The 23,985-nt window shown below is 44.9% G+C and carries 19 protein-coding genes and 2 tRNA genes; 3 read left to right on the top strand and 18 right to left on the bottom strand.

The genetic code is table 11. The features are described 5' to 3' along the window. From I3255_RS07210 to I3255_RS07140, 15 genes are all read right to left on the bottom strand, one after another. The coding region (locus I3255_RS07210; protein WP_238038212.1) for a Calx-beta domain-containing protein at nt 1-2,200 on the bottom strand (2,200 nt) is incomplete at its 3' end. Between the two features lie 155 nt (nt 2,201-2,355). Then, nucleotides 2,356-3,333 carry an OmpA family protein gene (locus I3255_RS07205; protein ID WP_238038211.1) on the bottom strand — a complete coding sequence of 326 codons (978 nt, stop codon included), beginning with the start codon at nt 3,331-3,333 and terminating at the stop codon, nt 2,356-2,358. A 798-nt stretch (nt 3,334-4,131) separates the two neighbouring features. Continuing rightward, on the bottom strand, nt 4,132-4,545 hold the full coding sequence (locus I3255_RS07200; protein ID WP_238038210.1) for a PaaI family thioesterase: 414 nt from the start codon (nt 4,543-4,545) through the stop codon (nt 4,132-4,134). Between the two features lie 50 nt (nt 4,546-4,595). After that, the gene (locus I3255_RS07195; RefSeq protein ID WP_238038209.1) at nt 4,596-5,138 is read right to left on the bottom strand and encodes a DUF3124 domain-containing protein; all 543 of its coding nucleotides are present in this window, start codon (nt 5,136-5,138) and stop codon (nt 4,596-4,598) included. A gap of 43 nt (nt 5,139-5,181) precedes the next feature. Then, nucleotides 5,182-5,883, bottom strand: coding sequence for a TrkA family potassium uptake protein (locus I3255_RS07190; protein ID WP_238038208.1), 702 nt, complete (start codon nt 5,881-5,883; stop codon nt 5,182-5,184). Between the two features lie 78 nt (nt 5,884-5,961). Then, a complete protein-coding gene (locus I3255_RS07185) occupies nt 5,962-7,722 on the bottom strand; it encodes a potassium transporter TrkG (protein WP_238038207.1) in 1,761 nt (586 codons plus the stop codon). 189 nt (nt 7,723-7,911) lie between these two features. Then, complete coding sequence (locus tag I3255_RS07180; RefSeq protein WP_238038206.1) at nt 7,912-8,850, bottom strand: DMT family transporter; 939 nt, start codon at nt 8,848-8,850, stop codon at nt 7,912-7,914. A 58-nt stretch (nt 8,851-8,908) separates the two neighbouring features. Next, nucleotides 8,909-10,090, bottom strand: a complete 1,182-nt coding sequence (locus I3255_RS07175; protein ID WP_238038205.1) for an FAD-dependent oxidoreductase — start codon at nt 10,088-10,090, stop codon at nt 8,909-8,911. A 27-nt stretch (nt 10,091-10,117) separates the two neighbouring features. After that, a complete protein-coding gene (locus I3255_RS07170) occupies nt 10,118-10,540 on the bottom strand; it encodes a tetratricopeptide repeat protein (RefSeq protein WP_238038204.1) in 423 nt (140 codons plus the stop codon). A gap of 158 nt (nt 10,541-10,698) precedes the next feature. Next, a complete protein-coding gene (locus I3255_RS07165) occupies nt 10,699-11,187 on the bottom strand; it encodes a M48 family metallopeptidase (RefSeq protein ID WP_238038203.1) in 489 nt (162 codons plus the stop codon). A gap of 233 nt (nt 11,188-11,420) precedes the next feature. Then, nucleotides 11,421-13,466, bottom strand: coding sequence for a choline BCCT transporter BetT (gene betT / locus I3255_RS07160; protein ID WP_238038202.1), 2,046 nt, complete (start codon nt 13,464-13,466; stop codon nt 11,421-11,423). 291 nt (nt 13,467-13,757) lie between these two features. Further along, nucleotides 13,758-15,458, bottom strand: a complete 1,701-nt coding sequence (gene betA / locus I3255_RS07155; RefSeq protein WP_238038201.1) for a choline dehydrogenase — start codon at nt 15,456-15,458, stop codon at nt 13,758-13,760. A 105-nt stretch (nt 15,459-15,563) separates the two neighbouring features. Further along, a complete protein-coding gene (betB, locus tag I3255_RS07150; RefSeq protein ID WP_238038200.1) occupies nt 15,564-17,066 on the bottom strand; it encodes a betaine-aldehyde dehydrogenase in 1,503 nt (500 codons plus the stop codon). 117 nt (nt 17,067-17,183) lie between these two features. Continuing rightward, nucleotides 17,184-17,774 carry a TetR/AcrR family transcriptional regulator gene (locus tag I3255_RS07145; protein WP_238038199.1) on the bottom strand — a complete coding sequence of 197 codons (591 nt, stop codon included), beginning with the start codon at nt 17,772-17,774 and terminating at the stop codon, nt 17,184-17,186. A gap of 1 nt (nt 17,775) precedes the next feature. Then, the gene (locus I3255_RS07140) at nt 17,776-18,120 is read right to left on the bottom strand and encodes a multidrug efflux SMR transporter (protein ID WP_238038198.1); all 345 of its coding nucleotides are present in this window, start codon (nt 18,118-18,120) and stop codon (nt 17,776-17,778) included. Nucleotides 18,121-18,614: 494 nt separating this feature from the next. Between I3255_RS07140 and I3255_RS07135 the strand changes: the two genes are divergently transcribed. The 3 genes from I3255_RS07135 to I3255_RS07125 all read left to right on the top strand — a co-directional run bounded on the left by I3255_RS07135 (nt 18,615) and on the right by I3255_RS07125 (nt 20,279). Then, nucleotides 18,615-18,690, top strand: a tRNA-Asn gene (locus I3255_RS07135). Between the two features lie 190 nt (nt 18,691-18,880). Further along, a complete protein-coding gene (locus I3255_RS07130; RefSeq protein ID WP_238038197.1) occupies nt 18,881-19,210 on the top strand; it encodes a CopG family transcriptional regulator in 330 nt (109 codons plus the stop codon). Nucleotides 19,211-19,547: 337 nt separating this feature from the next. Further along, nucleotides 19,548-20,279: a hypothetical protein gene (locus I3255_RS07125; RefSeq protein WP_238038196.1), complete on the top strand. Its 732-nt coding sequence runs from the start codon at nt 19,548-19,550 to the stop codon at nt 20,277-20,279. A 112-nt stretch (nt 20,280-20,391) separates the two neighbouring features. On the opposite strand, the gene I3255_RS07120 is transcribed toward I3255_RS07125, so the two are convergent. The 3 genes from I3255_RS07120 to I3255_RS07110 all read right to left on the bottom strand — a co-directional run bounded on the left by I3255_RS07120 (nt 20,392) and on the right by I3255_RS07110 (nt 23,850). Continuing rightward, nucleotides 20,392-20,482, bottom strand: a tRNA-Ser gene (locus tag I3255_RS07120). 91 nt (nt 20,483-20,573) lie between these two features. Continuing rightward, the gene (locus I3255_RS07115) at nt 20,574-21,722 is read right to left on the bottom strand and encodes a type I glyceraldehyde-3-phosphate dehydrogenase (RefSeq protein WP_238038195.1); all 1,149 of its coding nucleotides are present in this window, start codon (nt 21,720-21,722) and stop codon (nt 20,574-20,576) included. 181 nt (nt 21,723-21,903) lie between these two features. Continuing rightward, the gene (locus tag I3255_RS07110; RefSeq protein WP_238038194.1) at nt 21,904-23,850 is read right to left on the bottom strand and encodes an AAA family ATPase; all 1,947 of its coding nucleotides are present in this window, start codon (nt 23,848-23,850) and stop codon (nt 21,904-21,906) included. Nucleotides 23,851-23,985 lie beyond the last annotated feature (135 nt).

Raw genomic sequence — 23,985 nt, 5'->3', positions numbered from 1 at the left:
TGTCAAGGTTGCTCAGATTGCTCTGGGTCACGCTAAAGATGAGGGTGTTGTCCACGCCTTCAATCGCTTGAGCGTCAGTTGCGGCAATGTTGACCACAGGGGCATCGGTTGCGCCGCCATTCTCATCTAAGATGGCGCCGGTCACACTGACCGTCCCTAAGGTGGCATTGACTGGGCCAGATAGACTCATGCCAATCGTTTCTGATATCTCGTAGATGGCATCTTGCACCGGGGTGATGCTAAAGCGTGGCATGTCAGCAAGTTCAGTGCCTGCAGGGATAGAGACACTCACCCCGGCAATTGCATCCACCACACTGATGGTTTGGGTGCTGCCATCGGCATTGGTCAGCACGATGCTGTCAATATCTGCCGCTTGTGCGTCGGTTAAATCAAGCGTGACAATCACGCTGGTGGTACGGTCACTCAAACCGGTCTGGTTGATGCTAAAGACGATGCTGTCACCTGCGCCTTCAGTCGCATCACCGCTGGCCGTAATGTTGATCACAGGCGACAGATCGGTGTCGGTGATGGTGCCTGTACCGACCCCTGTGCCGATGGTTAAGGTGGTGGTTTCAGTCAGCTCATCTAAGTCATCATTCAAGGCCGGATAGCTGACGGTAAAGCTTGTGACGCCCGCTGGAATGGTGATGGTGCCATCCGCGTTTAGGACCACCCCGTTACTAAAGACTGGGGCATTGTCATAATCACTGCCTACGGTTGCAGTATCGTCACTGATCACAAACGGATAGCTGACTGCAACCTCGGTTGGGTTTGATAAGGTCACGGTATGAGTAAGGATACCGCCCTCATCTGCGCTGGCATCAGAGACGCTGACCACCGGTTTGTCGCCTTCCGTATTGCTACCAGGGTTTGCCGGATCATTAGATTCATCAAGGATGACGCCAGTAGCGCTGTCTGTACCAATCGTGGCATTAACAGGAGTGCTGATCTCAAGCACAAGATCTTCTGTTTGCTCATATACCACATCGTCGGCGATGGTCACAGTAATGACGGGCGCTGTCGTTTGTCCAGCTGGAATGGTAACGTTTGCGCCATTGGTTAAGAAGTCTTGAATCTGAGCGCTGGTGGTTAAGCTGACCACCACCCCATCAGCATTGGTGTAGCTGATTGAAGCAATGTCAGCGGCCTCAACGGTATTACTCGCCCCTAAGGTGACCGTAACGGTGGTGTCAAGGTTGCTCAGATTGCTCTGGGTCACGCTAAAGATGAGGGTGTTGTCCACGCCTTCAATCGCTTGAGCGTCAGTTGCAGCAATGTTGACCACAGGTATATCACTACCTGCCGTTGGATTATTAGGATCAACAGGTGTGGTACCATCTGTTGTACCATCGTCATATACAGTCGTTTCCACAGTGCTATTGGCCGTATCAATAGCAGCTCTACCAGAGCTGACACTTGTGATCGCCACTCGAAAGCTTTCGGCCCCTTCGTAGATATCATCATTGACAATCGGCACGCTAAAAACAGCAGAAGTCTGCCCAGCCGGAATCATGACTGTCTGCGTAACTGGCGCGATATAGTCATCACCATTAGCAGATCCAGGTGTAATCGTGACCGTTACCGTAGTATCGGTCGCACTTGCTTTATCAAGGGTGACCGTATACAGCGCTGTGTTTGCTTCGTTGTCAGCATTGGCTTCGCTCAAGCTCGTAACACCACCAAGACTGACGATAGGAGCAGGTTCTATAGGCTTGCCATCATCATCACCGCCCCCACTACTAAGACCAACTACTAAACCAGCCAAACCAAGTCCTGCTGCTGCAGGTATCCACCAAGGTGTCGCAGCCGCTGCTATATATTCAGTGCCACCTAGTGCTTGACCTTCGACATCTCCTGTCTCCAGCTGCGTGACGTAGTCGTAAGTCTCACCAGTATCTGGAATATAGTAATAGTACTCACCATCTTCAGCGATTCCTAGCAATGCGCTGTCTGCTTCGTCGTAGAAGCCCTCAATAATGAGATCACTCTCTCTACCGTCTTCTTCGAATGAGATGTGCAAATCATTTTTTAGACGTTTGGTAATAATATGATTAGGCGCACGACCAATTGCCGTATCATGAAACTCGTAATTGACCTTATCCACAGCTTTGATAATAGTAGGCTTTCCGTCTTCGGTAACTACTTGTGCTTGCGCGACGGTCTGAGTTGCACTATTAGTTTTTACTATAATCGTGTTCATATTTTTTACCTTCTATTTTTTATCGTCTATTTTTCAATTCAAATAGTATAGATTGAGATATATTCATATTAGGCAGCGTTAGTTGCCAAAGAGTAATGTATTGAGGCTGTCTTAGATGACTAAAATTTATTTAGGATAGCCCTTAGTCGTTTATTTTATGGACGTTCTTCTACTACAGCGACGACACGGCGATTGAGCTGTCGTCCTGCTTCGGTATCATTACTTGCTCTTGGCTGCGACTCGCCATAGCCAATGGCATTTATACGCTCGGGTGCAACACCGAACTCATTAATTAGTATCTCTTTCACTGCATTGACTCGGCGCTGTGATAACGCTTTGTTATAGTCATCTTGACCGCGGCTATCTGTGTGCCCCTCAATGGTCACTATGGCATTCGGGTGCTGTTTCATAAACGCGACCAGTTCGGTCGTTTTTGCATAATAGGCCGGACGTACCGTTGATTTGTCTGTCTCGAATAATATTTCAAGATCAATAGTCATTCTTTCGGACAAAGCTGGCGTTGGGGTCTTTATCACGGTAGGTAGGTTGGTTAGTGGTGCGGCTACGATAGGTAGTGGACAGTTAGGAACAACACGGCTAATTTGGTGAGATTGATAACGTTTTTTTGCCAGTAGTTGCAATGCACTATCAGCAGTGATTCGCTGTAAGGTACTTTGACCTGTTTCAGTCATATTCACATGGAAAAAGTAAGTTTGACCGCCAGCTAGCTCGTAATCTTTTTTATTTGCGAGCAAGTTATTGTCTTTAAATCCTGTGGCATGAGCACTTAATTGATTTATACCGACACATGATTCAACCACCGTATAGTTGCCTGCATGTAGACTCACTTGAAATCTATTATTCACTGCAATATTGGCACTCGTTTGTTCAGGATGACCATCATTTTGTCTAATAAAGACTAAGCGGGTTTTGTCAGCGGATACGCTTCTATCTAATATACGATTGATATCAGCATCAGTTTGGTTATTCCATGCAACCTTACTCACATGGCGACTGTCTCCGTCGTTATCGATACTATTGTTACCGTTACCAGTCACCACACATGCCGTCATCCCGCACAGAAGCGCTGGCAACGCGATAATATTGATGGTTTTTTTGAGTATGCTTTCCATAATTACTCCCTAACTGGTTGGTCACTAACTAGGTGCACATGCTCATGTGTATTTTATACTATCTATTTTCATATATTTATACTAGTCAGTTTGAACCACAAAACTGACCGCTCATCATTTATTATTCATAAAGTGAAAATCAAATATTTAACTTTGTTAATCAAAAAATTCTTACGCAAAAAATTCTATATATTTGAACTATGATTATTTTACATCAAAAATCATGTATTAAGTAAGCAATAGTTTATTTGTTAATTCTAGAGGAAAAGTCCCCTAACTTTCTATAGGTGCGTTCAAATAATTTCGATACAAGGAAGCTGAGAGCAAGCTATACATCAGTATGGTTAGCGAGAAGGAGGATGTAGCGGACTTATATGGATTTGACTATATACTATACTGTGGGTATAGCTTATCCAATATAAGAGTGGTACAAAGCAACCGAGCCTAAATGTATCTGTCATACTTCAAGTAAGGTTAACGCTGTAACACGTTTACAGCGGATTGACTATATATCTATATTTAACAAGTCTCAAAAAACATTTATAGTCATAAAATAAACCTCGCAATTTTTTATATCTTGCGAGGCTTGTTTTAGATAAAACGATTTTGAATTTTTTAGCTTAATGATTATTTCTAACTGATCAGCAAGTGATAATTAAACCTTCGCCTAAAATTAAATTGATAGTACCTAGCATCTCAATGTTATCAATTTAGTTTACGAAGTAGCAACATTGGAAACGGACGTATTTAATTATAAAATGGTTGGGTGCTAAAGCATCATACGCAGAAAAGCAAAATTCATACATGCTTGGGCGGTACAGAATAGGTACCGACGACATGAGCCACTACCTCATCTGAACCTTCTGAATACAGAGACACCTCACCCACTATCAAGGCTCGCCCTACTTTTAGTAAGGTGCATTCAGCGATAATACGTGCATCCGCTGATGGTTTACGCAAAAAATTGATAGTCAGACTCGTCGTCACTGTCAATGGCACGATACCGATTTTCCCAAGTATCGCAACATAGATGGCGACGTCAGCGACGGCCATCATGACAGGTCCTGACACGGTGCCACCGGGACGTAGCTCATCTATGCCAATATCGTGTGATAAGGTCGCGCCATTTTCACTGACTGCTTCGACGATACATTTGGTTTGTGGAAATTCTAACGCCATAAAGGCGCTGATTTCTTCTTTGGTTGCAGACATAATTCTTCCTTGAATTGAACTGTCCTTATTACTTCACTGAATACATTCCTTTAATGTATTACTGGCGTACCTTCCGTACTAAAGGCAAATCCTTTATTACTAAAATTACCAATCATGACCGCTTCGATAACTGGTCTGACGGTTTCATCGACACCTTCGACCTCGATAATGAAGTTGGCACCCGACCCGCCTTTATCTTCTTCTTTCTCGACGATATAGTTGAGCGTGGCCATTGCTGGTAGCTTGATTGGCTTGTCTATATAGGATTTGACAAGGGCGCCATCGGTGTCGTAGTAATCAATTTTATTGATATATAGTGACTTTTTCAGCGTGGTATTGCGTACGCTCAACGTCGCAGCCAGTAGTACTTTTCGATTGTCTTTATCAGTATAAATATCTGAATAAATGGGCACATAAAAGGTTTCTTTATAGCTGAACTCGCTACGATCCACATTGGACGTTACCTCTAACGCTTCAATCGGATCTTGTTGGTGCTCGGACATAAGAACATTTGGATCTTGCGCAGCCGGATCACAGCCTGACAGCAACACCATAACAGCGACCAATAGAACGGATATACTGCGCTTATTCATAAACTTCCCCTGTCTCTTTTCATGTCACTGCGATTGCAAGCCGTTATTTGATTTTCACACCCACGCTACGTAAGAACTGGTTGATGTGTTTGTTTGCGCCATAAATGACCAATACATCACGGTCTTGCAATATTTGTTCAGGCGTGGCCAGACCTTGGACGCTAGGTTTGGTCTGGGTACGACCAAAGCTGTCTTCATAATACTCATAGCGCAAGGTACTAAGCAATCGGATATTGAATTTTTGCTCCAACCGCAATTCATCAACCGTCTTGCCGATCAACACATTTGGAATCTTGATTTCTACCATACTGAAGTTATCGCTTAACTCGAACGAATCAACAAAGTGGCTTAGTGACAGTCGTTTGGCCCAGCGATTGGCCGCTTCTTTTTCAGGGTAAATAATGTCATCGACACCGATGGCTTGCAGGACTTTTTTGTGCAGCGGATTAATGCTGCGACTGATCAAACGTTTCGCTTTTAACGTCTTGAACAACGCCGTTGCCATCACGTTGGCGCCTTGATCCTCCCCTATAGCCACAATAACAGTATCGGTATCGACAATCGGTAATCCGCTCACGGTGTACTCATCCGTGGCATCCATACAGAGCGTATGAGAGATGACCTCCTTATAGGCTTCTACCCGTTGCATGCTGTTATCAATGGCAATCACTTCGTGACCTTGGCGGGTCAATGCTGCTCCTAGTGATGCACCAAAATTCCCCAACCCTACGATGATGTATTTCATAACCTTAATGACCTTTTTCAGTATCTTTTGATATATCTTCACTCGTTTTTAAGCATAAAACCGTCTGTTTACGACGATTTAGTTAATCGTGATTTCCTCAGTCGGATAGCGATAATTGCGTTGGCGCATGTTTTTGAGTAGCGCAATAAATATCGTCAGCATACTGACCCGTCCAACAAACATGATGACCGACACCACCACTTTGCTAAAATCTGATAAGTCTGCTGTCAGGTTTAAACTTAAGCCCACCGTGCTATAAGCTGAGAAGCATTCAAACACCACTTTGATCAAATCAAGCTCTGGCTGATCATAACTAATCAGCGTCACACCCGTACCGATGACCAATAATGACAACCACATAATAGAGAACGCGCGGCGGACTGAAATCTCCGCAATCTGACGCTTGAAGACTTCTATCTTCGTTTGCCCACGGGCTAGACTCAGTGTATTTAATAGCGCAATCGCAAAGGTACTGGTCTTGATACCACCACCCGTCGAGTTGGGCGACGCCCCAATCCACATCAAAAATATCGTTAGCATGACCGTTGGAAAAGTCAGCTCACCCATATCAATGACATTGAACCCTGCGGTTCGCGGCGTGGCAGCCGTAAAAAACCCTGTGATAAGCTTACCAAAAAAGCTGGTATGGTCAGCGAGTACATTGTTGTATTCAAATACCATCACACCGATCAGACCAGTCAACAATAACGCACCAGTCGTAATCAAAGTAATACGGCTGTTGATATTCAGCAACCAAGGCTGATAAATATAGTGCCGGTCATTGCGATATATGAGTCGCTCAGCACGATGACGCAAATACCGCAGCACATTGACCACAATGGTGAAGCCCATACCACCAAAGATAAAGGTCATCGCAATAATAAGCTGTAATGGATAATTAAAGCGTAGCGAATCGTCATACATGCCAGCACTAAAGGTAGAAAACCCAGCATTACAAAAAGCGGATATCGCATGAAAGACCGAAAAAAATAACTGCTCAGACCAGTCCATATCAGGCATATCATAAATACTGATATAAATGAGTGCTGCCGCCACTGCCTCAACGGCGAATGTCACATATAAGATAGACTTAAGCGTCGACACCACATTACCCATGCCGCGCATATAAGACATCTCGCTAATACTCGCTTGCGTCTCGTAGCTGACACCGCCCTTAAAAAAGTAACTAAAGTACGTCACGAACGTCAAAATACCTAGGCCACCAATTTGTATCAGTCCCATGATAATGACTTGGCCAAACGTCGTAAAATAGGTTGCCGTATCCACCACAATAAGCCCAGTCACACAAACGGCACTGGTCGCAGTAAAGAGCGCATCAACAAAGGAGAGCGGCTGCGTTGTCGCATTGGGCATCATTAGGAGCAAAGCACCAACCAGCACAACGGCTAAGAAACTTAAAATAAAAAACTGTGCAGGATGTAAAAAGGTGCGATTGAGATTGAAATTATGATCAGAGAGTTCACGGATAAAGGTGACAAACACGGCGATTTTTATCGCGACAAAACCATCAACGGCGGCGTCCAATCCAGAACGCACCAAGTCAGTGAAATGCGCCATCAATAAAATGACAATCGCTGTACTGGTAAAGGCATCAAACACGGCGACTTTATTAAGTGTTAGCGGTTTTTTTGTGTAGAGATAACGGCCAACCGTCACCACAAAGCTCAGCAAGATAATGACCAAATAAAAAATATGAAAAACTTGTTGTATCCATATCGGTAGTGTAAAGCCACTATCTAACAAGGCAATAACTACCCCGATAACACTAATGAGAATCGTAAAATTATTTAATAATTGATAACGTGCGGCTGCATTCATAGCCTGAGTCCATGACAACGATAACCACGATACTTATACTCCTTTTTCATCGCATTCACAAAAACTGATTTGCAATAATCGTAACGAATTATTGAATCAATATAGATCATAATCAGGATTAAAAAAGAATATCAAATACTTGCAAGGATATAGCACACTTACTGATTGTGTCGCTTAATAAGCTGACTTTCACTCGTCCTTTATCGTTACCGTCGTCATCTTTACACCGCCCCATGTCACCAACACCACACCAATGGCTATTAACGTCGCTCCCAAAAACAAGCCTTCAGGCGGACGCTCCCCTTGTAAAAAAATCGCAATAGGCACACCAACGACTGCCCCCACTGCACCTAATAGACTGAGCAAAACAGGGCCGCCTGTTTTTTGCAAAAGAAATAATAAGAAGAACTGACCAGCAAACACCCATGCTTGTACGGCTATCAATCCTAGCGGCAACCAAGCATCCAAAGATATCGCGACAGAAAAATCAGAGAACGCACTAAATAAACCTAACAACAGCGCCGCTGCAATCAACATGCCGGGTGCGAGCGCACCAGATGAAGCATTGTCAGGCCAGCGTAATGACCGATAGATATTACCAATGGCGAGCAGCACTGGCCCGCACAGCGCGACTAAGGTCCAGAAAACACTAGACTCTGGTGCAGAAAGCTTGTGGATAGCCAACACCCCTGCGCCAAAAAGCGCCGTCACTACGCCAAGCGCACGAATGAGATAAAAACGCTCCATACGTAGCATTAGTGCGCCAACATACGTTAGCAGTGGGGGTAAAGATATGATAAGGGCAACAAACCCTGCCCCAACATGAGGAATAGCAGAAAATAACAGTAAATTAGCAGCAGCCACGCTAACAAAGGCAGCAACGAAATAATACTCGATACTATGAGCGCTAAAAGGAAGGGCTTCTTTTCTCAGAAAAGAGACTATCAAGAGAATAATAGCAGCACCAGTGATCGACCAAAACAAAAACGCTAGTGGTGTCAGCCCAATGTCACCAGCGTATTTTGCTAGATTGGTCGAAATGCCGGTGAGCGCACCGCCTGCTAACAGACAAGCAAAAGGAACCAGCCAAGTAGCCTTGCGAGCGTTTTTTTTGAGTAAGTCATTCATCAACTATCCTATTGGATGACGATGTTTTATCTAGTTGGATAAATTTTAGCGTCACATACTACTGGCGCAAAACTTTGACAGGCAAGCTTTGTACCGCCATCGTTGCCGCATCAATAGCGCCAGCAATATAACCAGAAAACTGCGCTGACCATTCGCTACCACAGCCTGTTAGACAGTCTTGCCACTCACCTATTTTTGGTTTGGATGGCGGCGCTACTGCATGCTGACCATCGCCGCTGATATCAGCTGGCATCGCCGTCAATGGGTCTTGCGCCCAGTCTTTGAGATACTCAGCGATTGGCGTACTAGCCTGTATACCAAACAGACGTGCCAACTGCGCACGGCAGTGTTCTTTTAACACATCATCAGAGACGCTTTCGCGTACTTGCGCGGGAGCGCCAAAGAAACCAAACAACGCGCCATTGCCTTCTAGCGTAGAAGCGTCATGTATTTCGGTGAGTGGCCCTATCGCACTGCGTGCTGCGCCTGAGAGACCGTTATCTCGCCAAAATGGTGACTCATAGACCGCCACATATTTGGCATGAGGTGCCATCCAAGTTGCTGTTTCTCGCCACTGGGTGCTCAGATTCTGCGGTAATGCTGGTTGAAATGTTATACGACCTTCTACCAACCGAGGTGGTAGCGCAAGTAACACATGCTGCGCTCTAAGCGTCGTCATATACCGAGAGCTATCTTCGCTCTGCACTTCAATATGCCCATCCGATTTAGTCAACTGCCGTACCTTTTGATTGGTCATGATACAGCGAGCATCTAGGCGCGCATATAGCGCCTCAATCAAAGCAGCCATTCCACCGACTAGGCGCATAGAAGGCGGCGCGCTTTTATAGCCTTGCATACGTACAGGTGGTTGATCAGCAGCGCGCTCAACCATCATATCGCCCTCTTCAACCTGAGCAAAGCACAATAGATTTAATGATTCAATAAGACTACTCAACTGCGGCTGATAGTCTGGCCAAAACCAAGAAGGCCCCAAATCAAATACATTATTTGACTCTGCGTTGTCAGATATTTTATTAGAATGATCATTATCAGCAGCCTTTTTGTCAAAAACTACCGGTTCAGCATCGATCATACCTGAAGACTTGGCGACTGCAATCCGACCACCCAATGTATCACGAGCCTCTAACAATCTATACGCGATGCCTTTTTGCTCTAATAAAAAGGCGGCGTATAGTCCACTCAAGCCACCGCCAATGATCACTATAGGGACGTCTTGCATATCAGATTTATTCCTATTTGGTAGAAGTTACTCAGCTAGCAATTTTGTGAGTAGTTCATCTATCTCAACCTTAAACTCTTTATCTTCAATTTTGTTGGCCGTGACTTTGGCATTTTGTAGATTTTGGATAGCAGCTTCTGTCTCACCTGTCTCAAGCTGTAGAACCGCCATAGAAAAAGCGATCGATGACATATGATCTTTTGAATTGATCGCTGTGGCTTTGACCAACGCTTTGTCATAAATAACCAATGCCTCATCCAAATCCTCTGTGAAATCAGCAAGTGTCTCCCACTGCTCTGGATGATCTTTATCGATATTTTCGTTGTCGGTACAGATGGCTTTTAGTTCCGCATAAAGCGCGTCAAATTTTGCTTGATCGCCGCGACGGTCAGCCTCTAGCAATTCTTCGGCTAAGGTATAGATGGCTTTGTATATTTTGGTATTGATCATTTTTTTCTCTATTTTTCGTGAGATAACAAAAAACTGTGTCTCAGTTTATGATTTGGCAATTAAATTTTTAGTACAGGCTAGCTTAGCACGGTTAGTGATAACGTTGAGCGTTTTCAGACGGTGGCAAAGAGATGTTTTGACTTTATATTTCTGTCCAATCAACGCTCTTGCCAGTGCAACCATAAACGCATATCTAATTCGAGCTGATGATACTCAGGTTCCATATGACAACACAGTTGATAAAACGCCTTGTTATGATCATGTTCTTTAAAATGCGCCAGCTCATGTACCACAATCATCCGTAAAAACTCTGGCGGTGCGTCTTTGAATAGACTGGCCACCGTGATGCTGTTATGGGATTTAAGCTTGCTGCCTTGCACGCGAGACTGGGTAGTATGGATACCTAGCGCATGTTTTAAGACCTTTAATTTACTGCTGTAACTGACATTTGATAGCGGGCCAATCTTGCGCATGTATTGGTTTTTTATCTCATTGACATAGTGATAAAGCGCCTTATCGCTTTGTACTTGGTGCTGGGTGGGATATTTTTTATCCAAATACTCACCCATCCTGCCGTCACTTATCATTTGCGCGGCTTGCGTTTGAATCTGCTCTGAGTAATGCGCTATGTATTTTAATCTGGTCACAACGATATCCTTTGTCTATGTGTTAAAACCTGTCCGCTTGTTTGATGGATTTTACCTTATATTGGCTATATGTCATCTCTAGCTTGTTCTACTTTCCATTTACCTTAATTTTCATAAAAAAACCCCATAAGCGGTAGTCAGCTTATGGGGTCATTGCTTATAAAAGTTTCTTATAAAGACAGTCACTTATCAGCTATCGTATATATCGATTGATAGCGCGTTAGTCTAAGCCATCAACGCTCTAAATGTAGATACTGCAAATGACGCTCGTACTGATTTAAGATATCAACCAATACTTGCTCTTTGGTATAACCGACCAAGTCATACTCTTGCGAGCCTTCACTTAAGAACACCTCAGCACGATAATAGTACTCTGCCTGCTTGTTTGATGTGTTGAGTGTAAAGTTAGGTCGTTCAGCTTTGATCAAATTGACTTCATAAATAAAGTCATCTTCATCGCCATGACCGACACGCAGTTTTAGGCCGTCTACCTGAACACTGTCTTTATCCATACCGGCATCGATATCTTCACCAATACTGGCAAGGTTATGCGCATCTAACGAGGTTTTGAGACCGCCTGCTTTAAACTCTTTTTCGACCTCAGTCATCGCTGGCATCACCACCGTTTTCAGGAACTTTTCAACCTGTGCGTGTCCTGGGAAGCTCACAATACGCTGTAGGCGAGCTTTCCAGCCTTTACCGCTGTCAAGTACATTGGCAGTACCAATGGTGCTGGCTTTACGCTTATTGCCCTCTTCTTTTAATGACTTCCACATGGACATCATATAGAGCACTAGAATCAGAGAGAACGGCAAGCCTGCAATGACAGAGACGGATTGTAATGAGGCAAAACCACCTGCAAATAATAATCCTAGCGTGATAAGACCCGTTGCAGCCGCCCAAAACAAACGCAGCCAAACGGGTGCATCCGTATCATTGGTCATACCTTTTGAGCTTAGGTTCGCAAGTACCAACGCGCCTGAGTCCGCAGAAGTGACAAAGAATACCAGACCGATGATGACACCTGCAAATGATAGGACTTCGCTATAAGGGAAGTACTCAAATAGTGCAAACATACCCATCGCGGCATTATTGACAGCAGTTTCACCAAGCGCCGTTGCACCATTAGCGACTAGATCTATCGCGGTGTTACCAAAGATAGAGAACCATGCAAAAATAAAGCCCAATGGAATGAACATCACGCCAAAGACAAACTCACGTAGCGTGCGACCACGGCTAATACGCGCAATAAACAGACCAACAAACGGTGCCCAAGCCACCCACCATGCCCAGAAAAATATCGTCCAACTTGATTTCCAGTCGGCACCGGCAGTACCGTCGTAAGCATAAACATCAAAGGTTTTATAAATAATGGTTTGGAAATATTGACCAATATTTTGCGTAAAAGTGTTTAATAAATAGACCGTATTACCCATTACGAGGATGGCAAGTAATAACAATATTGACGACAGCATATTGAATTCAGACAGACGACGTACGCCTTTTTCAACCCCTGTCATTGCAGAGACAGCGGCGGCGACGACCACACCGACAATGATAAGCGCTTGCACCATCTTGCTAGATTCAATACCAAAGACATGGGTCAAGCCAGCATTGGCCTGTAAGACCCCAATACCCAGACTGGTCGCAATACCCATCAACGTACACACGACACCAAAGGTATCAATCCCATCACCTAGCCAGCCTTTAATTAAGCGCTCGCCAAATATCGGTGTGAGCGGTGAGCGTAGCGCGAGTGGCATGTTTTTGCGGTAAGCGAAGTAAGCCAATGCCATACCAATCAGCGCATAGATACCCCAACCGTGCAAACCCCAATGCAAAAAAGTCTGAGCAAGCGCTTGACGCATTGCCTCGGCGCTCGCAGGCTCTAGTCCCGTATGCGGCGTTAAATAATGCATCAACGGCTCTGACGCACCAAAAAATAGCAGGTCAATACCGATGCCCGCTGAAAACAGCATGGCCGCCCACGCTAAAAACGGAAACTGTGCTTTTTCATGATCCTGACCCAGCTTGATATCGCCATACTTAGAAAAACCAACGAACAAAGCAAAAATACTATAAGCGGCAACCACTAGCATGTAATACCAGCCAAACTTGTCTGATACCCACGCCATACTTGCACCAAGTAAGGTCTCACTATAATCTGGAAAAACAATCGTCCAGATGATCAATAAAATAGAAATAATAGCCGAACCTAAAAACACAGTTTTATTTAGGCTCAAAGGTTTCGTCACATCTTGTGATGGCGAACTGTACATAAAAGACCTCAAATAGGTAAATTAAACAGTGTCCGATATTGCTTTGTCCGGCATAGCATTATGGTTTTTAACCACATAATGTATACATAACCGCATGACGCACAAAGCAGTACCAATGAATAAAAGCGAATAAAATGATAAACAGCGCCGACCATAACGACTTGCATCGCTCTACTACATCAGCGCTGATAAAAAAGGCCTTTACTTGAAAGGCCATTACTTTGAAGTTATCTTATGTCGTTATTTATTCAGCAGCGCATCTCGCCCTGCCTACCTGCCCAGCCGCTTAGCTTACATCGTTGAGAGGTAATCGCGCATTGGCTCAGAGCGTAGCGGTGCGCCGTTGGCGACATAATAATCTGCCGTAGAGCGAGGCAGTTGTACGCCTTTCATTTTATCAACGATTTTTTCGGCCAACATAATGGTAGTGGCATTGAGATTGCCGCTAATAATATTTGGCATAATAGACGCATCGACGACTCGCAAACCATCGATACCATGTACCAGCCCTTCACCATTGACGACCGAATCGTTATCTTCACCCATGGGACAAGTACACGAAGGATGGTAAGCCGTCTCGCCATGCTCGCGCACATAATCATCTAGCTGCTGATCGGTGACCAAGTCTTCGGTTGGTGAGATGGCAGCACCGCGATAAGGGTCTAGCGCAGGTTGATGCATGATCTCACGCGTGATACGCATCGCCGCACGGAACTCCTGCCAATCCTGATCATGCGACATATAGTTAAATAAAATACTTGGATGCGCACTTGGATCTTTTGATGTCAGCTTGACACGGCCGCGACTGGGCGAGCGTAATGAGCCTACGTGCGCTTGAAAACTGTGCGAATCACTGGCGCTACGGCCATCATAACGCACGGCAAGTGGCAAGAAATGATACTGAATATTCGGGTGAGTGAATTTCTCATCCGTACGGATAAAACCGCCACCTTCAAACTGGTTGGAAGCCCCAAGACCTGTACCATTGAATAACCACTCCGCACCAATGGCAGGTTTATTCCACCATTTGTTGGCAGGCGCAATCGAGACTGGCAGCTTACATTCGTACTGCATATACAGCTCTAAATGATCCTGCAAGTTATTACCAACGCCCGGTAAATCTAGTATTTCCGTCACGCCAGCGTCTCTGAGCCACTGACCAGGGCCGATACCTGAGCGCTGCAGTAGCTGCGGTGAGGCAATCGCACCAGAAGACACCACCACTTCACGAGATGCGTAAAACTTTTTGGTTTGGCCTCCGTGCTCTACCTTGACACCGACGGCACGCTTACCATCGAATAAGATCACATCGGTCAGCGCACCTGTCAAGATCGTGATATTGTCACGCGGCTTGGCGCGATCCAGATAGCCTCGAGCCGTAGATGCGCGGCGACCATTTGGGGTCACAAAGCGATCCATCGGACCGAAGCCCTCTTGCTGATAGCCGTTTAAGTCTTCGGTACGCGGATATCCTGCTTGTACGCCAGCTTCGATCATGGCTTGGAACAGAGGATTGACGCCTGGCTTTGAGGTAGTCATCTCAACAGGGCCGCCCGCACCGTGGTAGTCATTTTCGCCTACATCACGGTTTTCTGACTTTTTAAAATACGGTAGGCAATCTAAATACGTCCAGTCTTCCAGACCTTTGATTTTTGCCCAGTCATCATAATCGAGCGCGTTGCCGCGGATATAGCACATACCGTTGATGAGTGATGAGCCGCCAAGCCCTTTACCGCGACCACAATCCATGACACGGTTGTTCATATATGGCTCAGGATCTGTCTTGTAGCCCCAGTTGTAGGTCGTGCCTTGCAGCGGCATCGCAAGCGCCGCTGGCATTTGGGTACGAAAGTCCAATCGATAATCTGGACGACCGGCTTCTAGTAGTAATACTTTGATATTGGCATCTTCGGTCAAACGCGTGGCCAGCACATTACCTGCTGACCCTGCACCAACAATAATATAATCGTACTCAGGGGTGGTTGATGTCATAACATGCTCCATAATATTGAAAAATATAAATCGGTTGGTAGCAGTGAGGTCAAATGCACAGCGTCATCAGACCCAAACTGCCCTCGTTTTTCTCAATACCAATCATTAAAAGACCGATTCAAACGCACCCAACTCTACTTGGATAGATTTGGTTTGAGTATAATGCTCAAGCGCCTCAACCCCGTTTTCGCGGCCAATACCTGAGTGCTTATAGCCACCGACTGGCATCTGTGCCGCTGACTCACCCCACGTGTTCAACCAGCAGATACCCGCTTCGATCTGAGCGATGACGCGATGCGCGCGATTTAGATCCGCAGTCACAACTCCAGCCGCCAAACCATAATCGGTATCATTGGCGCGGCGGATGACTTCCTCTTCGGTCTCGTAGGTTAATATTGACATGACTGGACCAAAGATTTCCTCACGGACGATGGTCATATCATCGCTGCAATCTGTAAATACGGTCGGTTCGACAAAGGCACCACTGGCAAGCGCATCTGTTGTGACGCGCGCGCCGCCCGTTAATAGACGAGCACCGTCCGCTTTACCTTGCTCAATATAACCAAGCACTCTTTCCATATGTGGGAAGCTGACCAATGGACCCATATTGATGCTCTCATCCACCGGATCGCCCAGCCTAATACGCTCGACACGCGTTAAGATGGCTTGTTCAAACTTGGCTTGTAGCGACTTAGGGACAAACACTCGCGTACCGTTGGTACATACCTGACCCGTACTATAAAAATTCGCCATCATGGCGATGTCAGCCGCGGTATCAATATCGGCATCATCAAATATGATCAACGGTGATTTGCCACCAAGCTCTAGCGTCACATCTTTTAGCGATGAGCTTGCTGCACTCGACATCACCTTTTTACCCGTCGGCACACCACCAGTGAATGATACTTTGGCGATATCTGGATGATTAGTTAGCGCTTGACCCACTTCGTAGTTGCCTTGCACGACATTGAATACACCATCTGGTAGTCCCGCTTCTGTCAAAATCTCAGCCAGTTTTAAGGCGGTCAAAGGGGTGACTTCTGACGGCTTAAAGATCATTGCATTACCAGCAGCCAATGCAGGTGCTGCTTTCCACATCGCGATCTGAATAGGATAGTTCCATGCACCAATACCAGCGACTACGCCAAGTGGCTCGCGGCGAGTATAGACAAAGCTCGTATCACGCAGTGGAATCTGACGACCTTCGATCATTGGCGCAAGCCCTGCATAGTACTCGATGACATCAGCACCAGTCACAATATCGACATACTTTGTCTCAGAGTAGGCTTTACCCGTGTCTTTTGTCTCAAGTAGCGCGAGCACATCATTGCGCGCACGCAATATCTCCACGGCTTTTGAGAGAATACGACCACGTTCAACGGTGGTCATCGCCGCCCAGATTTTTTGACCTTTATGTGCCGCTTTTACCGCTTCATCGATCTGCTCATTGCTCGTTTGCTGAATAGTTGCCAATACCTCACCAGTCGCTGGATTGATATCTTCAAAAGTGTTGAGCGTGTCATCTACCGCCAAGTAACGACCATTGATATAAGCGGTTTGCACTTTTTCTAAATCGATAATGTCTGTCAAATTGTTGATATCCGTCATAAATTCTCCTTAAGACGATGGATAAAAGCCGCCATATAAAGGCTCTTACCATATAATGTCGTCATTATTTAATTTTGTGAATATAGTTTTCGTAGCTTTTCATTGGCTAAATGTTTACTAATCCGAACTTGTATCAAAATCGCGGTGCGTCATTTTTATCAACCGATCATGTAATGACTGCTTATCCGCTATGTGAATGCCTGAAAAGTCCGAGAGCCAAATCCCATCAGCCGTCAGACGAACCATACTTAGTGTTTCAGTATCGTCAGTAGCTGCGTGTTTCTTTAATTGAGCATTGGCCCATTTGGCCCACAACTCACGTAGCTCGCTATCGCCTAACATCAATACATATAATGTTGCTTGATTATCGTATTCAGCTTGCGCTTTTTCGCCCAAGCTAATGGTGGCATCTATATAGGCACGGGTAAAAGAGCCATAACTTACAGGGTCACTGGCCATGGCGGCATTTACTTCTGCCTCAAATTTCGCCATTGCATCATTAAACACTTCAAGCACAAGGGCGTTTTTGGTTGCGAAATGATGCATCACGCCGCCCTTTGTCACGCCTACGGCATCAGCGACCGCCTGAAACGTTACCTTCGTCAGTCCTTGCTCAAGCGTTATTCGTGCTGCCTGATCAAGTAAGGCACGGCGAACTACTTCTGGTTGTTTTTTACGCTTATGAGCATTTTCCACTTCTATATTCATATTAATGCACCACAGAGTTAGACAATAAGTTCATCACAACAACACCGCCGACGATCATAGCGATGCCAACCACTGCTGCCGTGTCTAGGTTTTGCTTGAATAGCACTAAACCTGCGAGCGATGTCAGCACAATGCCCAATCCGCCCCACAGCGCATAAGCGATGCCTAGCGGTATCACCTTAAGTGTCTGTGCCAATAAGTAAAATGAGAACGCGTAAAGCGCACCCATCATCAGCGTCGGCCCCAAACGGGTAAACTGCTCTGACTTTACTAAAAAAGTCGTGCCAATCACCTCGCATACAATAGCGATCGTCAGATAACCGTAAGCAATTGTCGTAGGACTCATTGTTAGCACACCACCTTTATCCAAGCATTTGCTAATTAAAGTATAGCAAAGAAACCATATGGTAGGTATTTTATAGCAATATTCTAGCAATGTGAAGGGCTGTCCTGCGTCTATATTGTGTCAAAAGGTATAACGGTCTTCTTAATAGCAAGATATTGCTACATTTATAGTTAGTTCTATCCGGTTAGGTTAGTAATCGTGTCAACATTGCACCAATTATGCTTTTTAAAGTCTGATGTTTTCTATAAATGTAGGTAGCGATTAGAGCAAATCAGTAACCTTGCATTATTCTTGGGTGAATAAAGGTGCTGAAATGCCCTATCTAGCAAGGGATAAACGCCTATTTTTAATAATTGCGACAATATTTATAATTAATCGAATAATATGGTTGACAGCCTTTGATGACTTGGCTAAAATGTGCCCCACATAACGCAAACAAGCCAAGTAACTACTGCTTTATAAAGCTTGAAACACTTGCCGTTATGACAGCTTATTCTCCAATAGCTCAGTTGGTAGAGCAACGGACTGTTAATCCGTGTGTCCCTGGTTCGAGCCCAGGTTGGAGAGCCATATACTAAAAACCTTCATCACTATTTGATGAAGGTTTTTTTATTGTTGCCGTTTTTGCATTTGTCTATAATAATATTCGCATGGCGGCTGTGTTCTTTTAGGCATTTTTGTTGTATGGTAAGATGAGTTCTGATTGGGTTCGTTTTTGTTTGAGTGTTTTACTCCTACTCACTAAAAATAATGGTTTATTATGATACCTGTACGTGTAAAAAATAAGTTTTCTGATCATCCGCAAAAAATCATGCGCCCGATCAGCATTCGTTTGTCTGAAGAAATGATTGGCCTATTGGAAGCGACAACGTCAGAATTAGGCTTTAAACGCATTCAAGGTCTTATTCGCCTTTATATTCGTCAAGGCTTAGATCGTGACCATCAAGATTACACGCTCGCTCATGACGAGGTATTTATCGAAACGCTACGCAAGCGCGGCGTCAGTCAGCGTATTATCGATGAAGCAATCGTAGTAACGCACAACAACAATATCTCTCACTCTTTATCTGAGTTGCAAGACAACGATTAATAACCAATGTTGAAATGACAAACTAGAAGTCACTATGAGGTCAGATAGTAGCCGATAACGACTTTTATAAAAAAGACCAAGTTTGCTAACGCAAGCTTGGTCTTTTTTTGTGGCTGTTATCCAGAGCTATTATCCAGAGTAAAGCTTTATTAAAACTTTTAACCGTTATACATTCTTTTCATACTTCACAGCACTGATTTTTTGACACTATCGTCAGTTTGCTACGGTAGTTAGCCATAATTAAACAAAACCTCTCCTTAAACGAGGTATATTAAGAATAACAGTCGCGATTGTTCGTCAGGTTTTATCATAATAAAAATGTATAAGGAGGTGTACGATGATGAGTTTACAAAATCGTTTTAATAAAACTTTGTGTTTGAGCATAACGGTGGCGATGCTAGCGATTGCACCTGGCTGCTCATCACCACAAACGGACCCCAGCAAAACAACCATACCGACTGATTCTGACCAGTGGCAAAAAAAGCTAGGGCAAACCTTTGAGCAATTACCTGCGGCTGATCAGCAAGTGCTGAGCCGATATATGCTGCGGATGAAACTCAGCGAGGCTTATGAATCAGGCGCCATGCCGCGTACTACGATTAAGCAAGCACTTATACAGCAACGTGAGTACGAGCGTTTGCATCCCAATAATCCAACGGGCAAGAAGAGCCCCGTTGTGACTGGTCAGGCGGCAAATGCGACAGCACAGAAATACCCTGTCGCCCTACTACCAATTAAGACCAGTGACAGCGATAGCTTAAACCAAGTCAAAATGCAGTTCATGCTATCTAATCATGGCGATGTCGCTATACAGAGCTTCAAAGGCGTGCTGAGCATGAAAGATGCTAATCTTACGCAAGGTAAAAGCTTCAATGTTCCCTTGATACAATTCGATCCAGCTATCGAGCCAGAACAATCTGGCAAAATCATTATCGAGAGTAGTATTGAGGACATCAATGTCATGCGTGCAATCAAAAACCCCAACGGCATGACAATCGAGATTGAGGAAGGCACACTTATATTAGCAGATGATCAGACTGTTGAGTTTGGCAGCTCACTGGCAAAATAGCCGTACAACGTACTATTTAAAATTTTGCAGAGCATGTGATTCAATCTTTTTTTATATATAACAGACCCATAAAAAAAGCCCCAATCATTGCTGATTGGGGCTTTTTCGAATTTGGCGGAGACGGAGAGATTCGAACTCTCGAAGGGCTATTAACCCTTGTCGGTTTTCAAGACCGGTGCATTCAACCGCTCTGCCACGTCTCCATTGGTGCATCATTATATAGATATCATTTTATAATGCAAGCCCCTAAATTAAAAAAACTCAATTAATTTTAAAATACTTCTAAATTGTGCATTATCGCTTGCTGTACGCCAGATGTAAGCACATATCGAGTAGCCTGTTGGCATACCCCCATTCGTTATCATACCAAGCAAAAACCTTGTACTGCTCGCCTACTTGCATCAGCTGCTGACCATCAATGATAAGCGACTCAGTCTGATGGATAAAATCACTAGAGACCAAAGGCTCATCGGTATAGGCCATGATGTCATGTAGGTGCGCCTGACTGGCAGATTTGAGTACATCACGGATAGCCTCGACACTGACGTCTGGCGTATCAAATACAAAAGTAACATCAATCGCTGCCACATCAATGGTGGGCACGCGTATCGAATGCCCATTTATCTTGCCCACCATCGCTGGTAGGACACGCTCTGTTGCAGCGATACTACTAGAGGTCGTAGGGATAATATTATAGCCAGAAGCACGCGCCCGTCTTGGGTCTCGATGCGCCTGATCAAGCACAGTTTGGTCAGCGGTGACCGCATGAATCTCCGTCATCATGGCAGATTTCACACCAAATGCTTTATCAAGTGTATCAATCAGCGGCACCAATGCCTGCGTGGTACAAGAGACACTGGAGATAATCGGTAGATCAAGCGTGAGTGCATCAGTATTCACACCCATGACGATACAAGCGTCCACGTCATCGAATGGCGCGGCACCAATGATTACTTGCTGTGCGCCAGCTTCAATATGTAGAGTGGCTTGCTCATACGAGCGAAAATGCCCCGTACACTCTAATACCACATCGACATTCAGCGACTGCCAAGGTAAGTTTTGTGGATTGGGCTCTGAGAGCATATTAATACAATAGGTCAGATTATTTTTGGTCAGACAGAGCTGAGTTCTACTATCCTTATCTGCTCCACTGTCTACAATCTCAGCATTGACGCCCAACCGACTCAGGCGACCATGCGTGCTATCGAACTTTAATAAATGCAACAAAATATCTGCTGGCGCCAAATCATTGATGGCGACCACATGAATGGCACGTCCTAACACCTCAAAGCGCTCTAGCAAGGCTCGCAGAACATTGCGCCCTATACGACCAAAGCCATTGATAGCGACTCTCAGTGGCTGTGAGTGTTCACCAGTAGTACGATACGTCGCCGCTATCGGGTCAGAGGTCAACTGGTAGGTGGCGCTAGAAAAATCAGGCATAAAAGATATCGCTATAAAGGGATATAAAGAATGAGCGTTGTCGCTTTAGACACGCTCTAATAGTTGGTTTAATACTGGTTTTTCAAAAAACCTACAGAGTCATAAAAATCTATCATGTCATAACAAACTATCATGTCATAAAAAACTATCATGTCATAAAAAACTATCATGTCATAAAAAATTACGGCGTGATAAAAATCAATGCCAAACGAATGGTGTTGTAATCGATGCTTTGTTTGAGATGATCAAATATCGGACGCAGTTTGATACTACCATCATCATTAAAATCGTTCGGATTGTTCGCGACTTTGATAGCGACATAAGCATTACCAACCGCGGTCATCACTTCATCCTCTGGACGTAGATGATCGCAGGCGAGGCTTGGATCTTGCGATTTTAGCTCACCAATATGGCGCATGATGGTGGACTGTGACAACTGACGGGCTTGTGATATCTCCGCGATGGTCAAACTCTCTTCCAATAATACTCTAGTCGCACGCAAGGTACTTTCTGATTTGTCAGAGACTTGATTGCCTAGTTTTTGTTTTTTATCGATTTGCGCTTGCTGCTGCTCGCGGCGCTTTTTTTGCAGCGCGGCATAGGCATCAATCACAGATTTACTCAGTGTACCGCCTGACTTTAAGACAAACTTCTCGTGGGCCTGCTGCATGCTTTCTTCATCGAGCATGGCATAGTTGGCGTCTGCTTCGTCAGACAGTACCAAAAAGCGCTTGTCTGCGCCGCGTGCCAGCGGATCTAGTTGCAAGCTCATGTCATTCATACCTAGCAGCTGCAATCCTGCCAATGATTTGAGGCGTGATAACGCCACGTAGCCTTGTCCCAACTCAAAGGTACGCGACAAGTCGATTTCAGCGGCGTCAAGGGTCATGCCTTGCGATTTATGAATCGTAATCGCCCATGCTAGACAGAGCGGCACTTGTAGGTAACTTGCCAGCACCTCACCCGCTTCATCTTCGATAATCCATTCTTCAGGCTCAGCGATGACTTCACGTCCTGAGTTCAGCCTGACCACAGGCATTTTTTGTGTCGTTGGTTTTTTTGCTTTTGATTGCTCAGCTTCTTTTTTGGCAGCGCTTTTTTTGTCTTTGATCGTCTTTTTATCAGTCGCTTCATCAGTATCTTCACTGTCACTACTGGTATCATCTTTAATTAACGCATCACTACTGTCTTTACTGTCATCTAGCTTGACCGCAGCAAACCCAATCAGCTCACCCATCGTCCCGTTAGACACCCCAAGCTCGGCATTGTTTTTGATAAACATCACCTTTGCACCCACTTTGAGAATCAGCTCGTCTTGGGTACGTACGGTCTTTTTTAAGGTCTCAACCAGCTTACTGTCACCAGAGGTGGTCGCCTCAAAGCGCATCATCTCACCGTCTAACAGTGCCAACTCTTTGTCATTGATTTTATTGACATTGAGATTGTGCGTATAGAGACGAGTGCGTTTGATATCGACGCTTTGATCGTACGTATTCTCTAAGGCGGCAATCGCCTCAAACGTCACTTCCTGACGACGGATTTGGTTGAGAATATCATCCAAATCAAGCCCGCCATTTGCCGCTTCACTGACTTGTCTATGCTGCTCTGATAAATAGCAAATATGGAACTTGGCATCGAGCCACGCCTCAGACATAAAGGCGAACTTTTCACGATTGGTCTCCCCTTTACTACCAATCGGCGGTAACTGAAAAAAATCTCCTGCGACGACGACTTGGATGCCGCCAAAGGCTTTGTCGTTTTTGCGAATATGCTTGAGTACTTGATTGACCAAATTGAGCTGCTTGGCATGTAGCATTGATATCTCATCGATGACCAGTACCGCTGTGTCTTTTAATCTGTCTGCCAAGAACTGTTTGCGTGACAAATTAGTCAAATCTCGGTCGCTCAGCTCATCTTTGATACCGATGCCTGACCAACTATGAATGGTCGTGCCATTCATATGCGTGGCGGCAATACCAGTACTGGCCGTCACCGCCACTGGCACACGGCGAGCGCGTAGATAATCGATGTATTGATTGAGGGTATAAGTCTTACCTGAGCCTGCCGAGCCAGTCAAAAAGACGTTTTGACCTGTTTTTAAGATATCAAGAGCAGAAGATTGACGCATAGATCCAAACCAACCAATATTATGAAAAAAATAGTATAAAAAAGAAAGCCACCGTGATTAAGGCAATAACCACAGTAAGCCAAAGTAGATGCCCACAATTATAACAGCTGCACTCACTTTGCGGACCATTTTAAC

This window comes from Psychrobacter sp. Ps6 (assembly GCF_022129235.1).
GTDB lineage: Bacteria > Pseudomonadota > Gammaproteobacteria > Pseudomonadales > Moraxellaceae > Psychrobacter.
Note: the sequence above shows the minus strand (reverse complement) of the source record. Positions and strands in the feature narration are given on the sequence as shown.

Excerpts from the sequence above, each read along its gene's own strand:
- I3255_RS07140 (WP_238038198.1), bottom strand. The coding sequence starts at position 18,120 with ATGAGTCCTACGACAATTGCTTACGGTTATCTGACGATCGCTATTGTA.
- betB (WP_238038200.1), bottom strand. The coding sequence starts at position 17,066 with ATGACGGATATCAACAATTTGACAGACATTATCGATTTAGAAAAAGTG.
- I3255_RS07195 (WP_238038209.1), bottom strand. The coding sequence starts at position 5,138 with ATGAATAAGCGCAGTATATCCGTTCTATTGGTCGCTGTTATGGTGTTG.
- I3255_RS07185 (WP_238038207.1), bottom strand. The coding sequence starts at position 7,722 with ATGAATGCAGCCGCACGTTATCAATTATTAAATAATTTTACGATTCTC.
- I3255_RS07130 (WP_238038197.1), top strand. The coding sequence starts at position 18,881 with ATGATACCTGTACGTGTAAAAAATAAGTTTTCTGATCATCCGCAAAAA.
- betT (WP_238038202.1), bottom strand. The coding sequence starts at position 13,466 with ATGTACAGTTCGCCATCACAAGATGTGACGAAACCTTTGAGCCTAAAT.
- I3255_RS07190 (WP_238038208.1), bottom strand. The coding sequence starts at position 5,883 with ATGAAATACATCATCGTAGGGTTGGGGAATTTTGGTGCATCACTAGGA.
- I3255_RS07125 (WP_238038196.1), top strand. The coding sequence starts at position 19,548 with ATGATGAGTTTACAAAATCGTTTTAATAAAACTTTGTGTTTGAGCATA.
- I3255_RS07145 (WP_238038199.1), bottom strand. The coding sequence starts at position 17,774 with ATGAATATAGAAGTGGAAAATGCTCATAAGCGTAAAAAACAACCAGAA.
- I3255_RS07200 (WP_238038210.1), bottom strand. The coding sequence starts at position 4,545 with ATGTCTGCAACCAAAGAAGAAATCAGCGCCTTTATGGCGTTAGAATTT.
- I3255_RS07170 (WP_238038204.1), bottom strand. The coding sequence starts at position 10,540 with ATGATCAATACCAAAATATACAAAGCCATCTATACCTTAGCCGAAGAA.
- I3255_RS07110 (WP_238038194.1), bottom strand. The coding sequence starts at position 23,850 with ATGCGTCAATCTTCTGCTCTTGATATCTTAAAAACAGGTCAAAACGTC.
- I3255_RS07205 (WP_238038211.1), bottom strand. The coding sequence starts at position 3,333 with ATGGAAAGCATACTCAAAAAAACCATCAATATTATCGCGTTGCCAGCG.
- betA (WP_238038201.1), bottom strand. The coding sequence starts at position 15,458 with ATGACATCAACCACCCCTGAGTACGATTATATTATTGTTGGTGCAGGG.
- I3255_RS07115 (WP_238038195.1), bottom strand. The coding sequence starts at position 21,722 with ATGCCTGATTTTTCTAGCGCCACCTACCAGTTGACCTCTGACCCGATA.
- I3255_RS07175 (WP_238038205.1), bottom strand. The coding sequence starts at position 10,090 with ATGCAAGACGTCCCTATAGTGATCATTGGCGGTGGCTTGAGTGGACTA.
- I3255_RS07180 (WP_238038206.1), bottom strand. The coding sequence starts at position 8,850 with ATGAATGACTTACTCAAAAAAAACGCTCGCAAGGCTACTTGGCTGGTT.